Consider the following 19,412-nt stretch of genomic DNA (forward strand, 5'->3'; position numbering starts at 1 on the left):
ACGTAACCATTGATTCAATCTCGGACCAGCTGAAAATTATATCGTCTCTCTCACCAAAACACCTTCGGTGTTGTAAGGTTAAGCCTCACGGATCATTAGTACTGGTTAGCTCAACGTATCGCTACGCTTACACACCCAGCCTATCAACGTCGTAGTCTTCAACGTTCCTTCAGGACTCTCAGGGAGTCAGGGAGAATTCATCTCGGGGCAAGTTTCGCGCTTAGATGCTTTCAGCGCTTATCTCTTCCGCATTTAGCTACCGGGCAATGCCATTGGCATGACAACCCGAACACCAGTGATGCGTCCACTCCGGTCCTCTCGTACTAGGAGCAGCCCCCCTCAATTCTCCAGCGCCCACGGCAGATAGGGACCGAACTGTCTCACGACGTTCTAAACCCAGCTCGCGTACCACTTTAAATGGCGAACAGCCATACCCTTGGGACCTACTTCAGCCCCAGGATGTGATGAGCCGACATCGAGGTGCCAAACACCGCCGTCGATATGAACTCTTGGGCGGTATCAGCCTGTTATCCCCGGAGTACCTTTTATCCGTTGAGCGATGGCCCTTCCATTCAGAACCACCGGATCACTAAGACCTGCTTTCGCACCTGCTCGAGCCGTCACTCTCGCAGTCAAGCTAGCTTATGCCTTTGCACTAACCTCACGATGTCCGACCGTGATTAGCTAACCTTCGTGCTCCTCCGTTACGCTTTAGGAGGAGACCGCCCCAGTCAAACTACCCACCAGACACTGTCCGCAACCCGGATAACGGGTCTACGTTAGAACACCAGCCATTAAAGGGTGGTATTTCAAGGTTGGCTCCACGCAGACTGGCGTCCACGCTTCAAAGCCTCCCACCTATCCTACACATCAAGGACCAGTGTTCAGTGTCAAGCTATAGTAAAGGTTCACGGGGTCTTTCCGTCTTGCCGCGGGTACACTGCATCTTCACAGCGAGTTCAATTTCACTGAGTCTCGGGTGGAGACAGCCTGGCCATCATTACGCCATTCGTGCAGGTCGGAACTTACCCGACAAGGAATTTCGCTACCTTAGGACCGTTATAGTTACGGCCGCCGTTTACCGGGGCTTCGATCAAGAGCTTCGCCTTGCGGCTGACCCCATCAATTAACCTTCCGGCACCGGGCAGGCGTCACACCGTATACGTCCACTTTCGTGTTTGCACAGTGCTGTGTTTTTAATAAACAGTTGCAGCCAGCTGGTATCTTCGACTGCCTTCAGCTCCACGAGTAAATCGCTTCACCTAACGACAGCGTGCCTTCTCCCGAAGTTACGGCACCATTTTGCCTAGTTCCTTCACCCGAGTTCTCTCAAGCGCCTTGGTATTCTCTACCTGACCACCTGTGTCGGTTTGGGGTACGATTTGATGTTACCTGATGCTTAGAGGCTTTTCCTGGAAGCAGGGCATTTGTTACTTCAGCACCGTAGTGCCTCGTCATCACACCTCAGCGTTTAATAAGAGTCCGGATTTACCTAAACTCTCCGCCTACATGCTTAAACCGGGACAACCGTCGCCCGGCTAACATAGCCTTCTCCGTCCCCCCTTCGCAGTAACACCGAGTACAGGAATATTAACCTGTTTCCCATCGACTACGCCTTTCGGCCTCGCCTTAGGGGTCGACTCACCCTGCCCCGATTAACGTTGGACAGGAACCCTTGGTCTTCCGGCGAGCGGGCTTTTCACCCGCTTTATCGTTACTTATGTCAGCATTCGCACTTCTGATACCTCCAGCAAACCTCACAGTTCACCTTCGACGGCTTACAGAACGCTCCCCTACCCAACAACACATAGTGTCGCTGCCGCAGCTTCGGTGCATGGTTTAGCCCCGTTACATCTTCCGCGCAGGCCGACTCGACCAGTGAGCTATTACGCTTTCTTTAAATGATGGCTGCTTCTAAGCCAACATCCTGGCTGTCTGTGCCTTCCCACATCGTTTCCCACTTAACCATGACTTTGGGACCTTAGCTGGCGGTCTGGGTTGTTTCCCTCTTCACGACGGACGTTAGCACCCGCCGTGTGTCTCCCGTGATAACATTCTTCGGTATTCGTAGTTTGCATCGGGTTGGTAAGCCGGGATGGCCCCCTAGCCGAAACAGTGCTCTACCCCCGAAGATGAGTTCACGAGGCGCTACCTAAATAGCTTTCGGGGAGAACCAGCTATCTCCCGGTTTGATTGGCCTTTCACCCCCAGCCACAAGTCATCCGCTAATTTTTCAACATTAGTCGGTTCGGTCCTCCAGTTAGTGTTACCCAACCTTCAACCTGCCCATGGCTAGATCACCGGGTTTCGGGTCTATACCCTGCAACTTAACGCCCAGTTAAGACTCGGTTTCCCTGCGGCTCCCCTATACGGTTAACCTTGCTACAGAATATAAGTCGCTGACCCATTATACAAAAGGTACGCAGTCACCCCATAAATGAGGCTCCCACTGCTTGTACGTACACGGTTTCAGGTTCTGTTTCACTCCCCTCGCCGGGGTTCTTTTCGCCTTTCCCTCACGGTACTGGTTCACTATCGGTCAGTCAGGAGTATTTAGCCTTGGAGGATGGTCCCCCCATATTCAGACAGGATACCACGTGTCCCGCCCTACTCTTCGAACTCACAGAATATGCATTTTAGTGTACGGGAGTATCACCCTGTACCCTGCGACTTTCCAGACGCTTCCACTAACACACAAACTGATTCAGGTTCTGGGCTGCTCCCCGTTCGCTCGCCGCTACTGGGGGAATCTCGGTTGATTTCTTTTCCTCGGGGTACTTAGATGTTTCAGTTCCCCCGGTTCGCTTCGTTAAGTTATGTATTGGCTTAACGATAGTGTGACGAATCACACTGGGTTTCCCCATTCGGAAATCGCCGGTTATAACGGTTCATATCACCTTACCGACGCTTATCGCAGATTAGCACGTCCTTCATCGCCTCTGACTGCCAGGGCATCCACCGTGTACGCTTAGTCGCTTAACCTCACAACCCGAAGGTGTCTCGTAAGACACAATCGACGTTGTGAAAATTTGAGAGACTCGAACATATCGTATTCCCATTCCTTATTACGGAGGAATGAGACGACATGTCGTTTCAATTTTCAGCTTGTTCCGGATTTTTAAAGAGCAAATACTTCGCAGTACACCGCTGTACGGTACACTCGGAAGTATTGTGTGAGCGTGAAATGATGGTGGAGCTAAGCGGGATCGAACCGCTGACCTCCTGCGTGCAAGGCAGGCGCTCTCCCAGCTGAGCTATAGCCCCATCGATTTCGTAAAACCTTATGTTACCTTAACTTCTTTACAGGCAAGGCGCGTCACCGCGAAGCATACTTGAGTATGTGAGCGGGGGCGCAACACAGCATGGAGAGAAGTTTGGTAGGCCTGAGTGGACTTGAACCACCGACCTCACCCTTATCAGGGGTGCGCTCTAACCACCTGAGCTACAAGCCTATAAGGTTTTACTGCTCGTTTTCTATCAGACAATCTGTGTGAGCACTACGCGGGTTGTATCTATTAGGTAAGGAGGTGATCCAACCGCAGGTTCCCCTACGGTTACCTTGTTACGACTTCACCCCAGTCATGAATCACAAAGTGGTAAGCGCCCTCCCGAAGGTTAAGCTACCTACTTCTTTTGCAACCCACTCCCATGGTGTGACGGGCGGTGTGTACAAGGCCCGGGAACGTATTCACCGTGGCATTCTGATCCACGATTACTAGCGATTCCGACTTCACGGAGTCGAGTTGCAGACTCCGATCCGGACTACGACGCACTTTATGAGGTCCGCTTGCTCTCGCGAGGTCGCTTCTCTTTGTATGCGCCATTGTAGCACGTGTGTAGCCCTACTCGTAAGGGCCATGATGACTTGACGTCATCCCCACCTTCCTCCAGTTTATCACTGGCAGTCTCCTTTGAGTTCCCGGCCGAACCGCTGGCAACAAAGGATAAGGGTTGCGCTCGTTGCGGGACTTAACCCAACATTTCACAACACGAGCTGACGACAGCCATGCAGCACCTGTCTCACAGTTCCCGAAGGCACTAAGGTATCTCTACCGAATTCTGTGGATGTCAAGAGTAGGTAAGGTTCTTCGCGTTGCATCGAATTAAACCACATGCTCCACCGCTTGTGCGGGCCCCCGTCAATTCATTTGAGTTTTAACCTTGCGGCCGTACTCCCCAGGCGGTCGACTTAACGCGTTAGCTCCGGAAGCCACTCCTCAAGGGAACAACCTCCAAGTCGACATCGTTTACGGCGTGGACTACCAGGGTATCTAATCCTGTTTGCTCCCCACGCTTTCGCACCTGAGCGTCAGTCTTTGTCCAGGGGGCCGCCTTCGCCACCGGTATTCCTCCAGATCTCTACGCATTTCACCGCTACACCTGGAATTCTACCCCCCTCTACAAGACTCAAGCTTGCCAGTTTCAAATGCAGTTCCCAGGTTGAGCCCGGGGATTTCACATCTGACTTAACAAACCGCCTGCGTGCGCTTTACGCCCAGTAATTCCGATTAACGCTTGCACCCTCCGTATTACCGCGGCTGCTGGCACGGAGTTAGCCGGTGCTTCTTCTGCGAGTAACGTCAATCACTGCGGTTATTAACCACAATGCCTTCCTCCTCGCTGAAAGTACTTTACAACCCGAAGGCCTTCTTCATACACGCGGCATGGCTGCATCAGGCTTGCGCCCATTGTGCAATATTCCCCACTGCTGCCTCCCGTAGGAGTCTGGACCGTGTCTCAGTTCCAGTGTGGCTGGTCATCCTCTCAGACCAGCTAGGGATCGTCGCCTAGGTGAGCCATTACCCCACCTACTAGCTAATCCCATCTGGGCACATCTGATGGCAAGAGGCCCGAAGGTCCCCCTCTTTGGTCTTGCGACGTTATGCGGTATTAGCTACCGTTTCCAGTAGTTATCCCCCTCCATCAGGCAGTTTCCCAGACATTACTCACCCGTCCGCCGCTCGCCGGCAAAGTAGCAAGCTACTTTCCGCTGCCGCTCGACTTGCATGTGTTAGGCCTGCCGCCAGCGTTCAATCTGAGCCATGATCAAACTCTTCAATTAAAAGCTTGATTTGCTTCAACTCGTGAAGCGGTGCTCAAAAATTAACTTTCGTAATAATTCAACTAAATGAATTACTGCTTGGTCACTCTTCAAGACTTGATATTTTTTTGTACCCGAAGGTACCGAGATATCAACCCTGCGAGTGCCCACACAGATTGTCTGATAAATTGTTAAAGAGCAGTGAGTTAGCCGCTTTCGCCGGGTAACTCGAGGTGGCGTATATTACGCTTTCCTCTTTCAGAGTCAAGCGTTTATTTTCGCTTTCGTCTGACTGACGGGCCGGTTTGTAAGCCGTTGTGCCGTGTCAGTGGAGGCGCAGTATAGGGATTTTTCGGAGGCTGACAACCCCTAAATTCAAAATAATTTCCGACCGCGTATTTTTTAATCGTTACGCTGATTTTTGACGCGCTTTAATGGCTTTTGGCAGGTCAGCGAGACTATTAATCACCAAATCTGCCGCCGCTTCACCCTCTTCAGTAACTGGCTTGCCGCTGCGCACCAGTACTTTTGTTCCTACCTGAGCTGCTGCGGCTGCCTGAATGTCTTCAATTTTGTCACCAACCATATAAGAAGAAGCCATATCGATGTGCAGATAGTCACGCGCAGACAGAAGCATGCCCGGCTGCGGCTTGCGGCAGTCGCAGGTTTGGCGAAACTCTTCTACTATTGCCTCGGGATGATGCGGGCAGTAATAGATGCCATCGAGATCGACGCCACGGTCTGCCAGAGACCAGTCCATCCATTCGGTGAGGTTCTCGAAATCATCTTCGGTGAACATACCGCGCGCGATACCCGACTGGTTCGTCACCAGCACCAGGGCATAGCCCATCTCTTTTAGTTCACGCATGGCATCGATTGCGCCATCGATGAATTCAAACTGGTCGACTTCATGGACGTAACCATGATCAACATTAATTGTGCCGTCTCGGTCGAGGAAGATAGCGGGGACAGACTGTGCCACTTGGTAACTCCTGATACTGAATAGTTGTGCTTAGTATCGCATGATTTGGGGTGCCTGAGAGAACAGACAATCACGCCCCGATTGATTTAGACGTCTGGATGCCTTAACATCCATATCGATGACGGTCATCGCCCGTTATCGGCAGTAGAAAATGCCACGGCTAACTCTTATACGATAATAAATAACCTAATGATTAAACTTTCAAACATCACCAAAGTGTTTCAGCAAGGGAACCGCAACATACAGGCGTTGAATAACGTCAGTCTGCACGTTCCTGCTGGGCAAATTTATGGCGTGATTGGCGCATCTGGCGCGGGTAAAAGTACCCTGATCCGCTGCGTGAACCTGCTTGAGCGTCCAACGCAAGGCTCCGTGCTGGTTGATGGCCAGGAGTTGACGACGCTGTCAGAAGGTCAATTAACGAAAGCACGCCGCCAGATTGGTATGATCTTCCAGCACTTTAACCTGCTCTCATCCCGCACGGTGTTCGGTAACGTTGCCTTGCCGCTAGAGCTGGACAACACGCCACGCGAAGAAGTTAACCGCCGCGTGAAGGAGCTGCTTGATCTTGTTGGCTTAAGCGAAAAGCATGATGTCTACCCGGCAAACCTGTCCGGCGGGCAGAAACAGCGCGTAGCGATTGCCCGTGCGCTGGCCAGCAATCCAAAAGTGCTGCTGTGTGATGAAGCCACCAGCGCGCTGGATCCGGCAACCACTCGCTCCATCCTGGAATTACTGAAAGACATTAACCGTCGCCTGGGATTGACCATCCTGCTGATCACTCATGAAATGGATGTAGTTAAGCGTATTTGCGATTGCGTCGCGGTTATCAGCGACGGCGAGCTTATCGAGCAGGATACGGTGAGCGAAGTGTTCTCTCATCCTAAAACGCCTCTCGCGCAGCAGTTTATTCAGTCCACGCTGCACCTGGATATCCCAGAAGATTACGCCCAGCGCCTGAGCAGTGACAAACAGGGTGAGGCGGTGCCGCTTCTGCGCCTTGAGTTCACCGGCCAGTCTGTTGATGCTCCGCTGCTGTCCGAAACCGCCCGCACCTTTAATGTGAATAGCAACATTATCAGCGCGCAGATGGATTACGCCGGCGGCGTGAAGTTCGGCATTATGCTGTGCGAGATGCACGGCGAACATCACAACACGGAAGCTGCCATTGCCTGGCTGAAAGAACAACACGTAAAAGTAGAGGTGCTGGGTTATGTCTGAGCCAATGATGTGGTTGCTGTTAAAAGGCGTGTATGAAACGCTGGCGATGACGTTTGTTTCCGGTTTCTTCGGCTTTGTTATCGGCCTGCCAGTGGGTGTGCTTCTGTATATTACGCGTCCCGGCCAAATCAGCGCCAACGCGAAGCTTTATCGCGGCATGTCCGCGCTGGTGAACATCTTCCGTTCCATTCCTTTCATCATTCTGCTGGTGTGGATGATTCCGTTTACTCGCGCGATCGTCGGCACGTCCATCGGTCTCCAGGCGGCTATCGTTCCTTTAACCGTCGGCGCGGCACCGTTCATCGCTCGTATGGTGGAAAATGCCCTGCTTGAGATCCCATCAGGCCTGATTGAAGCCTCCCGTGCAATGGGCGCAACGCCGATGCAAATTATCCGCAAGGTTCTGTTGCCTGAAGCGCTGCCGGGTCTGGTTAATGCTGCAACCATTACGCTCATCACGCTGGTTGGCTACTCGGCCATGGGTGGCGCGGTTGGTGCAGGCGGCTTAGGCCAGATTGGTTATCAGTACGGTTATATCGGTTATAACGCTACCGTGATGAATACGGTATTAGTGTTATTGGTTGTATTAGTGTATTTAATTCAGCTATCTGGCGATCGCATCGTCCGGGCTGTGACTCACAAATAAGACGTTCATCACAACATCGTTTACTCAAGTAAGGAAGGGATATGTCTTTTAAATTTAAAACCTTTGCAGCTGTTGGTGCTCTGATTGGTTCCCTCGCTCTGGTGGGTTGTGGCCAGGACGAAAAAGATCCGAACCATATTAAAGTCGGCGTGATTGTGGGTGCTGAGCAGCAGGTTGCTGAAGTCGCGCAGAAAGTAGCAAAAGAGAAGTATGGCCTCGACGTTGAGCTGGTCACCTTTAACGATTACGTGCTGCCAAACGAAGCGCTGAGCAAAGGCGACATCGACGCGAATGCCTTCCAGCACAAACCTTACCTGGACCAGCAGATCAAAGATCGCGGCTACAAGCTGGTTTCCGTGGGCAATACCTTCGTTTACCCAATTGCGGGCTACTCCAAGAAAATCAAATCTCTGGATGAGCTGCAAAACGGCGCCCAGATTGCTCTGCCAAACGACCCTACTAACCTTGGCCGTTCCCTGCTGCTGCTGCAAAAACAGGGTCTGATTAAACTGAAAGACGGCGTAGGTCTGCTGCCAACCGTGCTGGACGTCACCGAGAACCCTAAAAATCTGAAACTGGTTGAGCTGGAAGCGCCTCAGTTGCCACGCTCCCTGGACGATGCTCAGATTGCGCTGGCGGTTATCAACACCACCTACGCAAGCCAAATTGGCCTGACTCCAGCAAAAGACGGTATCTTTGTTGAAGACAAAGACTCCCCGTATGTGAACATGATCGTTTCTCGCGAAGACAATAAAGATGCTGAGAACGTGAAGAAATTCGTTGAGGCCTACCAGTCTGATGAAGTTTACGAAGCAGCCAACAAAGTCTTCAACGGCGGCGCCGTTAAAGGCTGGTAAGCTTCCTCCAGCAGTTTTTGCGTAAATAATTTAAGACGGGCTCATGCCCGTCTTGTTATTTGTGCGAGAGCTTGATTCAATATTCCCGATTGATCATTCATTGAGGAAAAATTATGCGTGCTTTACCGATCTGTTTATTAGCAGTCATGCTGAGCGGCTGTTCTATGTTAGACAGATCCCCAGTACAACCCGTCCAAAGCACCGCAGTCCCAGCGAAAACTGAGCCAGCGAAAGCCAAGGCCCCGCGCCCGGCACCGGTAAGAATCTATACCAAAGCAGAAGATTTGATCGGAAGCCCGTTCCGCGATCTTGGTGAAGTCAGCGGCGAGTCATGCCAGGCAAGCAATCAGGATTCACCACCGAACATCCCAACCGCACGCAAGCGTATGCAGATTAACGCCTCAAAAATGAAAGCAAACGCGGTTCTGTTACACAGCTGCGACGTTACCAGCGGTACGCCGGGCTGCTACCGCCAGGCTGTCTGCGTTGGCTCCGCGCTTAACGTATCGGCAAAATGACAGCATTTAGCTTCGAACAAATTGGCGTAATTCGTTCCCCGTATAAAGAAAAGTTCGCCGTTCCGCGCCAGCCGGGTCTGGTGGCAGACGGGGGCGGTGAACTCCATCTGCTGCCGCCATACAATCAGGCCGATGCCGTACGCGGTCTTGAAGGTTTTAGCCACCTGTGGCTGCTGTTCGTCTTCCATCAAACGATGGAAGGCGGCTGGCGGCCCACTGTGCGCCCTCCCCGCCTTGGCGGCAACGCACGTATGGGTGTTTTTGCCACACGTTCAACTTTCCGTCCCAACCCCATCGGCATGTCCCTGGTAGAGCTAAAAGGCGTAAGCTGCCAGAAGGATCGGGTTATATTGCAGCTCGGCAGCCTTGACCTGGTAGACGGCACGCCGATTGTCGATATCAAACCCTATCTCCCCTTTGCCGAAGCCTTGCCTCACGCGGTTGCGGGCTATGCCCAAAACGCTCCGGAAGCGAACATGCCGGTTTACTTCACCGACGAAGTTCAGCCCCAGCTTGGGCGTTTAGAAAAAAACCATCCCAATATTGCGCGCTTTATCCAACAAGTATTGGCACAGGACCCTCGTCCAGCTTATCGTAAGGGCGAAGATACCGGTAAAACCTATGCCGTATTACTGCTGGATTTCAATGTGCGCTGGCGCGTGACGGAGCAGGGTTCTGAAGTGTTCGCAATCGAAGAACGCTAATTTATCCCCCCTCTCTTTTGACATCCCTGCCACACTGGTAAACTAAACCACTTTTTTTGAAGCAGGCTGCCTTGCAGCCGGTTAACAGCCGTTCAAATGGAACCGTAACAACATGCGTACTAGCCAATACCTGCTCTCCACTCTGAAGGAGACACCTGCCGACGCCGAAGTCATCAGCCACCAGCTGATGCTGCGCGCCGGGATGATCCGCAAACTCGCCTCCGGTTTATATACCTGGTTGCCGACCGGTCTGCGCGTCCTGAAAAAAGTCGAAAATATCGTGCGTGAAGAGATGAACAACGCCGGTGCCATCGAGATGTGCATGCCCGTGGTTCAGCCCGCAGATTTGTGGCAGGAGAGCGGTCGTTGGGAACAGTACGGCCCAGAGCTGCTGCGCTTTGTCGATCGTGGCGATCGTCCGTTTGTGCTCGGCCCAACTCACGAAGAAGTGATCACCGACCTGATTCGTAACGAGCTGAGCTCTTACAAACAGCTGCCGCTGAACTTCTTCCAGATCCAGACCAAATTCCGTGATGAAGTACGCCCGCGTTTCGGCGTGATGCGTTCCCGCGAATTCCTGATGAAAGATGCCTATTCTTTCCATACCACTCAGGAATCTCTGCAGGAAACCTATGATGCGATGTACCAGGCCTATAGCAAAATCTTCAGCCGTATGGGTCTGGATTTCCGTGCCGTAGAAGCGGACACCGGGTCAATCGGCGGTAGCGCATCCCACGAATTCCAGGTGCTGGCAGAAAGTGGTGAAGATGACGTGATCTTCTCTACCGAGTCTGACTTCGCGGCGAACATCGAATTTGCAGAAGCCTTAGCCCCTGTTGGCGGGCGTGCAGCGCCAACCGTTGAAATGACGCAGATTGATACCCCGGACGCGAAAACCATCGCCGAGCTGGTCGAGCAGTTCAATCTGCCGATTGAGAAGACCGTTAAAACTCTGCTGGTTAAAGCGACCGAAGGCAGCGCTTATCCACTGGTTGCCCTGCTGGTTCGCGGCGATCACGAACTGAACGAAGTCAAAGCCGAAAAACTGCCGCAGGTTGCCAGCCCGCTGACCTTTGCTACTGAAGCAGAAATTCGCGCCGTAGCCAACGCAGGCCCAGGCTCTCTTGGTCCTGTAAATCTGCCGGTTCCGGTTGTGGTTGACCGCACCGTTGCAGCCATGAGCGACTTCGCCGCAGGCGCTAACGTTGACGGTAAACACTTCGTTGGCATCAACTGGGAACGCGACGTTGCCCTGCCGGAAGTTGCGGACATTCGTAACGTGGTGGAAGGCGATCCAAGCCCGGACGGCAAAGGCACGCTGCTGATCAAACGCGGTATTGAAGTGGGCCACATCTTCCAGTTGGGCACCAAATATTCCGAAGCGATGAAAGCTGCGGTTCAGGGTGAAGACGGCCGCAACCAAACGCTGACCATGGGTTGCTACGGTATCGGCGTGACTCGCGTTGTTGCAGCGGCAATCGAGCAGAACAACGACGAGCGCGGCATTCTGTGGCCTGACGCGATTGCACCTTTCCAGGTTGCTATCCTGCCAATGAACATGCACAAGTCTTTCCGCGTGAAAGAGCTGGCTGAAGAGCTGTACGCGACCCTGCGCGCTAAGGGCATCGACGTGCTGATGGACGATCGTAAAGAGCGTCCGGGCGTGATGTTTGCCGATATGGAACTGATCGGCATTCCGCACACCGTGGTTATCGGCGACCGCAATCTAGATAGCGAAGAAGTGGAATATAAAAACCGCCGTATCGGCGAGAAGCAGATGATCAAAACGGGTGAAATCATTGATTTCCTGGTAAGCCAGATCAAACGCTAATACCGTTATAGCAGTATCCAAAACGCCCTGATTTTTCAGGGCGTTTTGTTAAGGGATAATTTTATAAAGGATTATATGATGCCCCAGCCATCACCGTTCGCCCTGCGCGTAACCCTGCTAGCAGCACTCTTATCGGGTGGCTGCACAATGGATGTCTCGCTTTCCAAACCACAAGAAACCTCCGTATTACCTGTCGGCATTCAGCTACGGCAACCAGGTTCAGCCCCCCGCAATATTTTGATCGATATTACCCAGGCAGACCTGCGTGCTGGCGACCTGCTGCTTTCATCCTCCATCAGCCTGACTTCCGTAGGCATTCGCGTTTTCAGCACCTCGGCGGTGAGCCACGTTGCGCTCTACATTGGGGAAGGTGAAGTCGCGGAGGCCGTTGGCGGCGGCGTGCAAATCGTCACGATCGACGAGGCAATGAAGCACAGCGATAAAATTCTGGCGCTGCGCATGACGGATCTAACCCAAGAAGAGGCGCAGAAGGTCCGCCAGTTTGCACAGCAAAAGGCAGGCAGCGGATATAACTACAAAGGGATTATCGAAATGGCCCCCTTTATGGTGACTAAGCAGCTCTGCTCGTTAAATCCCTTCTCGAAGGAATTCAGGCAGCAGTGTGTCAGGGGGTTAGCGGCAGCGCAGCTCAGCACGCCAACCGGGAGCGAATCTCGTTATTTCTGCTCGCAGTTTGTTATTGCCGCTTACGAACAGGCGGGGCACCCGTTAACGGTGGCGTCTGCCAGCTGGGTTAGCCCCGGCGACCTGCTGCATATGCGCGAGGGGGATGTGGCTACGCTGGCAGCCAATCAGCCGCTGCTGTACGTAGGGCATCTCAAGCCGGGGATTTATTATAAGGCGCGGGAACTGGTCAACATGAATTAATGCCCTGCATCCGGCAGGGCATTTCCGTCACTCTTCGCAATTTTTACCGGGTTTGAAGGCTGCGCCTTTATCGGCCACCAGCGTTTTGCGCATTTCGCCGCTGTCCGGGGAAGCCTGTAGGGTAAAGTGCGCTTCAATCATCAGCAGTACCGGCTGGGAATCCTCGCCGCGCGCCGCTGCGTAACCGCGTTCCAAGTCTGCATTGCTGGCAACGGCAAACGTACGCCCGGTTGCACAATCCTTGAAGACCGCCGCGTCGGCCATGTATTTATACATGCCCTTCATTGCCATTGGCGTGGCTGGAAGCGCATCGTCGGTCGGTTTGAGGGTGTAATTAAACTGGGATTCGATGGCCTGGCCCTCGCGATCAAGCATCTCCAGACCGTCGGTTTTAGGGCGGAAATAGAGCTTCTCGCCGTCGCTTTCGGTCAATACCAGCTTATCAGCCGTGCGTGCCCAGGTGCCGTAAGTGGCGAATACCGAAGGTGTTTTTGCGCCTTCATAGCGCTGGTTCATTACCCAGGTTCCGTCTTTTTCCAGGAATAACGACGTTTCGATTCCTTCGCAATCGGCGCACGGCAGCAGGCCCTTATAGCTCTGCTGCATCGGTTTTAATTCCGCAGCCTGCGTTGGCTGTAAAGTCTGCACCTCGGCGCGATTATTGCAGCCAAAGAGGGCAAGTAGGCTTAACGCAGCTACCGTTGATAACAATAATTTCTTCACCGTCTGTTCCTTTTGCTGGTTACTTTTGCGCCCTTCATCACTCGGGGCGGCGGACTTTTCCGCGCAGCGATTTGGTTGTCGATTTTTGTGCTTTTGAAGCCAGCCGACGCTCTTTTGAAGCTCGCGTCGGCTTGGTGGCCCGGCGGCTTTTCTGCTCGGCGGTTAATTCTTTAATCAGTGAGATCAGGCGAGCCACGGCGGCTTCTCGGTTCATTTCCTGGCTACGGTATTCCTGCGCCTTAATCACCACCACGCCCTCCGGCGTAATCAGATGATGGCTCGCCGCAAGCAGACGCTCTTTATAATATTCTGGCAAGCTGGAGGCGCGAATGTCAAAGCGGAGATGAATAGCCGTTGAGGTCTTGTTCACGTGCTGGCCGCCCGCGCCCTGCGCGCGGATCGCCGTAATAGTGACTTCTTGGTCGGGTATCTCTACCGACCGGGAAATGCTAATCATTAATGACGAAGCCACGGCGTAAAGTGGATTTCAACGTTGTTCTCGGCGTCCGAGAGCCAAATCGCCCCATCCTGAATGGTCGCCTGCAGGTTCATCGTACGCGTCCCAAACTCGCTCAGCTTCGCCAGCTGTTCATCGTCCAGATACCAGATGCTTAAGTTTTTAAACTGGCTCAGTTTGTTCTGGTTTTGCTGCCACCAGATCTCTGCCGCACGACTGTTGTAGGTAAACAGCGCCACTTCCGCAGACTGGCTACAGGCTTTTTTTACGCGACGCTCTTCCGGCAGACCCAGTTCAATCCACAGGTCGATGCCCATATGGTCGTTACGCTGCCAGATTTCCGGCTCGTCTTCCGCGCTTAAACCGCGTGAAAATTGCAGTCGCTCATCGGCATATTTAATCCATGCCAGCAGGCGCAGCATCATGCGTTCCTGGGTTTCCGAAGGATGGCGCGCCAGCGTCAGGTTGCTATCCAGGAACTTATTGCGATCGAGATCGGCAACGTTCACCACCGCTTTATAAATTGTCGCTTTTAACGCCATCATACTTCTCCAGTCTTCATTGGCGCTCATTGTAGCGAAAACGGCGCTAAAACGCTGTTATCTATTCACAAGGCCCGATATGCAGCCTGCTGATATCGGTTTCATGGCTGTGGTATAGTCACCTTGCTAAACAGAGTTTATCTTCGTAGGCTTAGACTGCATCCACGAAAAAGTCTGTAGTCGAGACTCTGACAGGAGGGCGTGTGGAAAAGTATTGTGAATTAGTTCGACAACGCTACGCGGAAATCGCGAGCGGTGATTTAGGTTACATTCCGGATGCGTTAGGTTGTGTCCTGAAGGTGCTGAATGAAGTGGCCTGTAATGAAGCACAGCCTGAATCAATCAGGGAACAGGCAGCTTATGCTGCCGCGAACTTACTGGTGAGCGATTATGTCAATGAATGATGCCTATCAACCCATCAATTGTGATGACTATGACAATCTCGAGCTCGCCTGCCAGCATCACTTAGTACTGACGCTGGAACTGAAGAGCGGAGAGATTTTAAAAGCGAAAGCAGGCGACCTGGTGTCTCGTAAAAACGTCGAATATTTGATTATCGAAGATGCAGGCAGCACGCGAGAAGTTCGGCTCGATAAAATCACCAGCTTCAGTCATCCTGAAATTGGAACCGTCGTGGTAAGTGAATCCTGACGCGAACGGTGCAAGATAAGCGGGTAGCCAAACGGCTGCCCGTTTTTTTTGTGTTGTCGAATTAAGGTTTCATGGAGGCGTAGTAGGCGGCGAGGTTACTGATATCCTCGTCGGACAGGCCGCTGACGTAGGCCTTCATGATTTCAGCCTGCCCGCCGCTGCGCTCGCCTTTTTTATAGGCCTGCAGCGAATGCTCGAGGTATTTTTCGTTCTGCCCCGCAAGGTTTGGGTACATAGGAACGGACACTTTACCGTTCACGCCATGGCAGGCCACGCACATCACCGCTTTTTGCTCGCCCGCCTGCACGTCGCCGTTTGCGAAGGTTTGAAAACTGCACATCGCGAGTCCGACCAGGACTACTGCTCTTCTCATTGCTGATTCTCCTTTTGCCAGTCTATATGCCAGCATGATTCACTCGTTGCCTGCCCTTCACGCGTCACAAAGATGCCGGGGGCGGTAATTAACCGTTCGCCGTAAAACACCAGCGGCGTGGTATCCCGCTGCCAGGAGGGGACTTGCAGCTCCTGCCAGATTTTCTTGAGGCTCCTGCCGCGATCGCGCCCGACGATATGCAATAGGCCGCCAGCCTTGAAACGCACGGTCACCCGTTCATCATCGCGCGGCGCGCGTACGGCCTGGCCGCTTGCGTTGAGCTTAAGAACGCCCAACCCGGCGGGTAATTTCAACGGTTCGTAAGGCGCGCTCCAGTGCAAAATGTTATCGCCCTGTCTAGCCGAGGGTAAAACCCAATACAGCGCCCCCTGATAGCGGCGAACTTCATGATTTCCCAGCTGCATGCGCGGATTTGCGTCCTCGCGGCTGCACGCCACCTCATCCCAGACGCGCTGTAACGCCGATCGAGAGGGCATTGCGGAACTGTGCCACGCAAACCACCGCCGCAGCAAAGCCGCGCGCCGTGCATCGCTGACATTAACAAGCGGCGCTATGCGTAGCGCACCGTCCGGCTGCATCGAAGCGGCAAGTTGTTCAGCAAGCAGCTCGTCGAGAAGCTGTTCCTGCTCGCCGCAAAGCTCTGCGCTACGGGCCACGCTGCGGGCAAAGTGCGGCCAGCGCTGCTGCAGCTCCGGCAAAATGCGCAGGCGCAGAAAATTTCTATCGTAGGCATCATCCTGATTGCTTTCATCTTCGATCCAGGCGAGCCGGTGCGCTGCCGCCCATTCCTCAAGAGCCGCCCTGCTCTGCCCGAGCAGCGGTCGGAGCAACGTCGTTCCCGCGAAGTCGAGCCGGGCGGGCATCGCCGCAAGCCCCGCAGGCCCGCTGCCCCGCTTCAAAGCCAGCAAAAACGTTTCGCACTGATCGTCCAGATGTTGGGCGGTAAGCAGCACCTCGCCCGGCTGCAAAGCTTGGGATAATACCTGATAGCGCGCGGTGCGAGCCTGCGCTTCGGTACCCTGCCCGTCGTCGGCCAGTTTCACCTTTGCGGCTGCAAACGGCACATTCCAGCTCGCGCTAACCCGCTCACAGTGGTTCAGCCACTTATCGGCATTGGCACTGATTCCATGATGAATATGCATAGCGCGAAGTTGCAGCTCGGGCGCAAGCCCATCGCGAAGCGTGACCAACTGATGCAGCAAAACCGTGGAGTCCAGCCCACCGCTAAACGCCACCAGCAGTTTCTGGTGCGGATGAATAAAAGACAGCAGCGGGCGAAGATCCATAGTCAATATTTTACGTGGGGGTTTGCCCGGCACGTTACCGGGCAACGAGGAGAGAGGCAAGAGTTACTGCTGGTAAAGTTCCAGCGGCAGGCCGTCGGGGTCGGCAAAGAAGGTAAAACGCCTGTCGGTAAACGGATCGATACGAATGGGTTCGCAGGTGACGCCGTGCTTTTCAAGATGCTGAACGGCCAGGTCAAGATCGTCAACGCTGAACGCCAGATGTCGCAGGCCGCAGGCTTCCGGGCGGCTCGGGCGTGCAGGTGGAAACGGGAAGGAAAAGAGTTCAATGACGTACTGCCCGTTTAGCGCCAGATCGCCTTTCCAGGAATCCCGCTCTTCGCGATACGCCTCCGCCTGAAGAGTGAATCCGAGGATATCGCAGTAAAACTGCTTACTGACCTGGTAATCCGAGGCGATGATAGCGATGTGGTGAACCTGCTTTAAGCCCAGCATAAATGCTCCTTTGTTTTTGGCACGTTAACCACCGCGCTCCGGCAAATCAAGACGCTACAGCGTTTTTAAGACTCGTACCCGATAAATGCCATCTTCGCCAAGTTTGGCACCGTGGATGTCGGTTTCAAAGCCGGGATAATGCTCCCCAACCGAACAAAGCATAAGCAGGAAGTCCAGCACGGCGCGGCTTTCGTTAGTGATCATCTCACCCGGCATGACGACGGGTACGCCCGGCGGATAAGGCAGGATCATCGTCGCCGAAACCCGGTTCAACAGCTGTTCAATTTCAACCGTTTCGACGTTGCCCTTGACCTGCTGCTGCCAGGATTCGTGGGGCGTCATTTTCATTTCAGGCAGAACGTCAAAGGCGCGCAGCATAAGATCGGGCAGGTTGTGTTGCCTAATCAGCTTATGGATCCCCTGCGCCAGATCCTGAATGCGCATGTTGCGGTAGAAGTCGGGATCTTCCGCGTAGAGGTCCGGCAGCATGTTTTTAACCCGCAGATTGAGATCGTAGGAGCGCTTGAACTCGGTCAGGCCGCGCAGCAGGCTGAGCGCCTTGGTTTTGTCGATGCCGATGCTGAACAGGAACAGCAGGTTGTACGGCCCGGTTTTCTCGACCACCACGCCGCGTTCATCGAGGAATTTTGCCACCAGCGCCGCGGGAATGCCTTCGTCCGCCATTTCGCCCAGCTCGCTCATACCCGGCGTCAGGATCGTCACTTTGATCGGGTCAAGGTACATGTGATCGGCGTCGGCATCCCTAAACCCGTGCCAGTCTTCTTCGCCCGGCGAGATAGGCCAGCAGGCCGCTTCGTCGATAAATTCCGGCTGCCAGATATCGAAGAACCAGTCCTCTGACTCTTCGCGCAGACGCTGGACTTCGCGGCGGAAATGCAGCGCACGCTCAATGGAGCGGTTAATCAAACGCTTGCCCGGATTGCCGCGCAGCATCGCCGCGGCGGTTTCTATCGACGCCACCAGCGGATAGCTCGGGGACGTGGTGGTGTGCATCATGTACGCTTCGTTAAAGGCGTCTTCGTCGTACTCGCCCTTAATGTGAATTAGCGAGGCCTGCGAAAGTGCGGCCAGCAGCTTGTGGGTAGACTGCGTTTCATAAATCACCTTGCCGGGAACGCGATCCCCGCTCATGCCGCTCTTGCCCTGATAAATCGGGTGAAAATTGGTGTAAGGCACCCATGCAGAATCAAAGTGAATCGACGGCACGTCCAGGGCCTGCTTGATGAAATCCGTGTTGTACAGCAGCCCGTCATAGGTTGAGTTGGTGATTACGGCGTGTACCGGCCACTGGGCGTCTTTCGTCGCAGCGACTTTCTTTTCGATGCTGTCACGCAAAAACTCGCGCCTGGGGATGCCGCCAAGAATGCCCAACGCGTTGCGCGTAGGCTTAAGCCAGATGGGCACGAGGTCGGTCATCATCAGCAGATGCGTGAGTGATTTATGGCAGTTGCGGTCGATCAAAACGGTGCTGCCGGACGGCGCGGCATACATGCCGACGATTTTGTTCGACGTTGAAGTGCCGTTGGTCACCATATAGCTTTGTTCAGCGCCAAAGGTACGGGCGATGTACTCTTCGGCCTCGAGGTGCGGCCCGGTGTGGTCGAGCAGGGATCCCAGTTCGGTGACCGATATCGACACGTCCGCTTTTAAGGTGTTCCCGCCGAAGAAATCGTAAAACAGGCAGCCAACCGGGCTTTTCTGATAGGCGGTGCCGGCCATATGCCCCGGCGTGCAAAAGGTGTATTTCCCTTCTTTCACGTAGGTGAACAGCGCCTTGGTCAACGGCGGCGTAATGGTGTCGAGATATTCGTTGGTGTACTGCTTGATACGCACGGCGATGTCGTCCGCGGCGCTGAGGGCATATTCAAAGAACCACAGTGCCATGCGCATCTCGTTGACGCTAACGTCCAGCGACGAGTGGGTGTTAATAAAGGCATACAGCGGGAGATACTCGTTAAGCAGGTTGATTTCACTGCACAAATCCAGACTGTATTCGTCCCAGTCGAAGATCACGCCGCAGATGCGTGGGTTGTGTTCGATGAGTTTCAGCAGGTCGTTACTGTTGGTGGGGTAAATGAGCTGGAAGCCCTGTTTTTCGAGTTCCTGATGCAGCTCCTTCAGCGGCTCGTCTTTGTAAAAAACGCCCTGCGGTCCCATAACGGCGATGATATTCACAGCTTACCTCCTGGAAAAAGTC

Annotated in this window: 17 protein-coding genes, 2 tRNA genes and 2 rRNA genes; 9 read left to right on the forward strand and 12 right to left on the reverse strand. The window is 53.7% G+C overall.

Annotated elements, in window-relative coordinates:
* Positions 1-74: 74 nt before the first annotated feature.
* The 5 genes from ACSPHG_RS19530 to gmhB form a co-directional block, all read right to left on the reverse strand.
* Positions 75-2,982 (reverse strand): 23S ribosomal RNA (locus ACSPHG_RS19530).
* Between the two features lie 206 nt (positions 2,983-3,188).
* Positions 3,189-3,264: transfer RNA gene (locus ACSPHG_RS19535), tRNA-Ala, on the reverse strand.
* Between the two features lie 111 nt (positions 3,265-3,375).
* Positions 3,376-3,452: transfer RNA gene (locus tag ACSPHG_RS19540), tRNA-Ile, on the reverse strand.
* A 68-nt stretch (positions 3,453-3,520) separates the two neighbouring features.
* Positions 3,521-5,062 (reverse strand): 16S ribosomal RNA (locus ACSPHG_RS19545).
* The 16S and 23S rRNA genes sit together here with 2 tRNA genes alongside, the layout of an rRNA operon.
* 388 nt (positions 5,063-5,450) lie before the next feature.
* Positions 5,451-6,023, reverse strand: coding sequence for a D-glycero-beta-D-manno-heptose 1,7-bisphosphate 7-phosphatase (gene gmhB / locus ACSPHG_RS19550; RefSeq protein ID WP_435955129.1), 573 nt, complete (start codon positions 6,021-6,023; stop codon positions 5,451-5,453).
* Between the two features lie 189 nt (positions 6,024-6,212).
* On the opposite strand from gmhB, the gene metN reads away from it, so the two are divergent.
* From metN to ACSPHG_RS19585, 7 genes are all read left to right on the forward strand, one after another.
* A complete protein-coding gene (gene metN, locus ACSPHG_RS19555) occupies positions 6,213-7,244 on the forward strand; it encodes a methionine ABC transporter ATP-binding protein MetN (RefSeq protein ID WP_435955131.1) in 1,032 nt (343 codons plus the stop codon).
* Complete coding sequence (locus ACSPHG_RS19560; protein ID WP_435955132.1) at positions 7,237-7,890, forward strand: methionine ABC transporter permease MetI; 654 nt, start codon at positions 7,237-7,239, stop codon at positions 7,888-7,890. The genes metN and ACSPHG_RS19560 overlap by 8 nt, the downstream gene beginning before the upstream one ends.
* A 41-nt stretch (positions 7,891-7,931) precedes the next feature.
* Positions 7,932-8,747 (forward strand): methionine ABC transporter substrate-binding lipoprotein MetQ, encoded by an 816-nt coding sequence (metQ, locus tag ACSPHG_RS19565; protein WP_435955133.1) that lies wholly within the window; start codon positions 7,932-7,934, stop codon positions 8,745-8,747.
* Between the two features lie 113 nt (positions 8,748-8,860).
* Entirely contained in the window at positions 8,861-9,265 is a 405-nt protein-coding gene (gene rcsF / locus ACSPHG_RS19570; protein ID WP_435955134.1) for an Rcs stress response system protein RcsF, read from the forward strand.
* On the forward strand, positions 9,262-9,969 hold the full coding sequence (gene tsaA, locus ACSPHG_RS19575) for a tRNA (N6-threonylcarbamoyladenosine(37)-N6)-methyltransferase TrmO (RefSeq protein ID WP_435955135.1): 708 nt from the start codon (positions 9,262-9,264) through the stop codon (positions 9,967-9,969). Before rcsF ends, tsaA begins: the two co-directional genes overlap by 4 nt.
* Positions 9,970-10,081: 112 nt before the next feature.
* The gene (gene proS / locus ACSPHG_RS19580) at positions 10,082-11,800 is read left to right on the forward strand and encodes a proline--tRNA ligase (protein WP_435955136.1); all 1,719 of its coding nucleotides are present in this window, start codon (positions 10,082-10,084) and stop codon (positions 11,798-11,800) included.
* 78 nt (positions 11,801-11,878) lie between these two features.
* A complete protein-coding gene (locus ACSPHG_RS19585) occupies positions 11,879-12,688 on the forward strand; it encodes a YaeF family permuted papain-like enzyme (RefSeq protein ID WP_435955137.1) in 810 nt (269 codons plus the stop codon).
* Positions 12,689-12,715: 27 nt separating this feature from the next.
* Here the strand turns inward: ACSPHG_RS19585 and nlpE are convergent, their stop codons facing one another.
* From nlpE to ACSPHG_RS19600, 3 genes are read right to left on the reverse strand one after another with little or no spacing between them, the layout of a single operon-like run.
* Positions 12,716-13,411: an envelope stress response activation lipoprotein NlpE gene (gene nlpE / locus ACSPHG_RS19590; protein WP_435955138.1), complete on the reverse strand. Its 696-nt coding sequence runs from the start codon at positions 13,409-13,411 to the stop codon at positions 12,716-12,718.
* A gap of 37 nt (positions 13,412-13,448) precedes the next feature.
* On the reverse strand, positions 13,449-13,868 hold the full coding sequence (gene arfB, locus ACSPHG_RS19595) for an alternative ribosome rescue aminoacyl-tRNA hydrolase ArfB (RefSeq protein WP_435955139.1): 420 nt from the start codon (positions 13,866-13,868) through the stop codon (positions 13,449-13,451).
* Positions 13,868-14,410 carry a YaeQ family protein gene (locus tag ACSPHG_RS19600; RefSeq protein ID WP_435956067.1) on the reverse strand — a complete coding sequence of 181 codons (543 nt, stop codon included), beginning with the start codon at positions 14,408-14,410 and terminating at the stop codon, positions 13,868-13,870. Before ACSPHG_RS19600 ends, arfB begins: the two co-directional genes overlap by 1 nt.
* A gap of 203 nt (positions 14,411-14,613) precedes the next feature.
* Here ACSPHG_RS19600 and ACSPHG_RS19605 point away from each other — a divergent pair, with 203 nt between their 5' ends.
* Both ACSPHG_RS19605 and rof read left to right on the forward strand, forming a co-directional pair.
* Complete coding sequence (locus ACSPHG_RS19605; protein WP_435955140.1) at positions 14,614-14,814, forward strand: YaeP family protein; 201 nt, start codon at positions 14,614-14,616, stop codon at positions 14,812-14,814.
* A complete protein-coding gene (rof, locus tag ACSPHG_RS19610; protein ID WP_435955141.1) occupies positions 14,801-15,061 on the forward strand; it encodes a Rho-binding antiterminator in 261 nt (86 codons plus the stop codon). Before ACSPHG_RS19605 ends, rof begins: the two co-directional genes overlap by 14 nt.
* Before the next feature lie 61 nt (positions 15,062-15,122).
* Here rof and ACSPHG_RS19615 read toward each other — a convergent pair whose 3' ends face one another.
* From ACSPHG_RS19615 to ACSPHG_RS19630, 4 genes are all read right to left on the reverse strand, one after another.
* Positions 15,123-15,434, reverse strand: coding sequence for a c-type cytochrome (locus tag ACSPHG_RS19615; protein WP_435955142.1), 312 nt, complete (start codon positions 15,432-15,434; stop codon positions 15,123-15,125).
* The gene (tilS, locus tag ACSPHG_RS19620; RefSeq protein WP_435956068.1) at positions 15,431-16,741 is read right to left on the reverse strand and encodes a tRNA lysidine(34) synthetase TilS; all 1,311 of its coding nucleotides are present in this window, start codon (positions 16,739-16,741) and stop codon (positions 15,431-15,433) included. The genes ACSPHG_RS19615 and tilS overlap by 4 nt, the downstream gene beginning before the upstream one ends.
* Positions 16,742-16,804: 63 nt before the next feature.
* Positions 16,805-17,194, reverse strand: coding sequence for a VOC family protein (locus ACSPHG_RS19625; RefSeq protein ID WP_435955143.1), 390 nt, complete (start codon positions 17,192-17,194; stop codon positions 16,805-16,807).
* 54 nt (positions 17,195-17,248) lie between these two features.
* Positions 17,249-19,390 carry a lysine decarboxylase LdcC gene (locus ACSPHG_RS19630; RefSeq protein WP_435955144.1) on the reverse strand — a complete coding sequence of 714 codons (2,142 nt, stop codon included), beginning with the start codon at positions 19,388-19,390 and terminating at the stop codon, positions 17,249-17,251.
* Between the last annotated feature and the right edge of the window lie 22 nt (positions 19,391-19,412).

This window comes from Dryocola baronae, from assembly GCF_051297175.1.
Classification (GTDB): Bacteria; Pseudomonadota; Gammaproteobacteria; order Enterobacterales; family Enterobacteriaceae; genus Dryocola.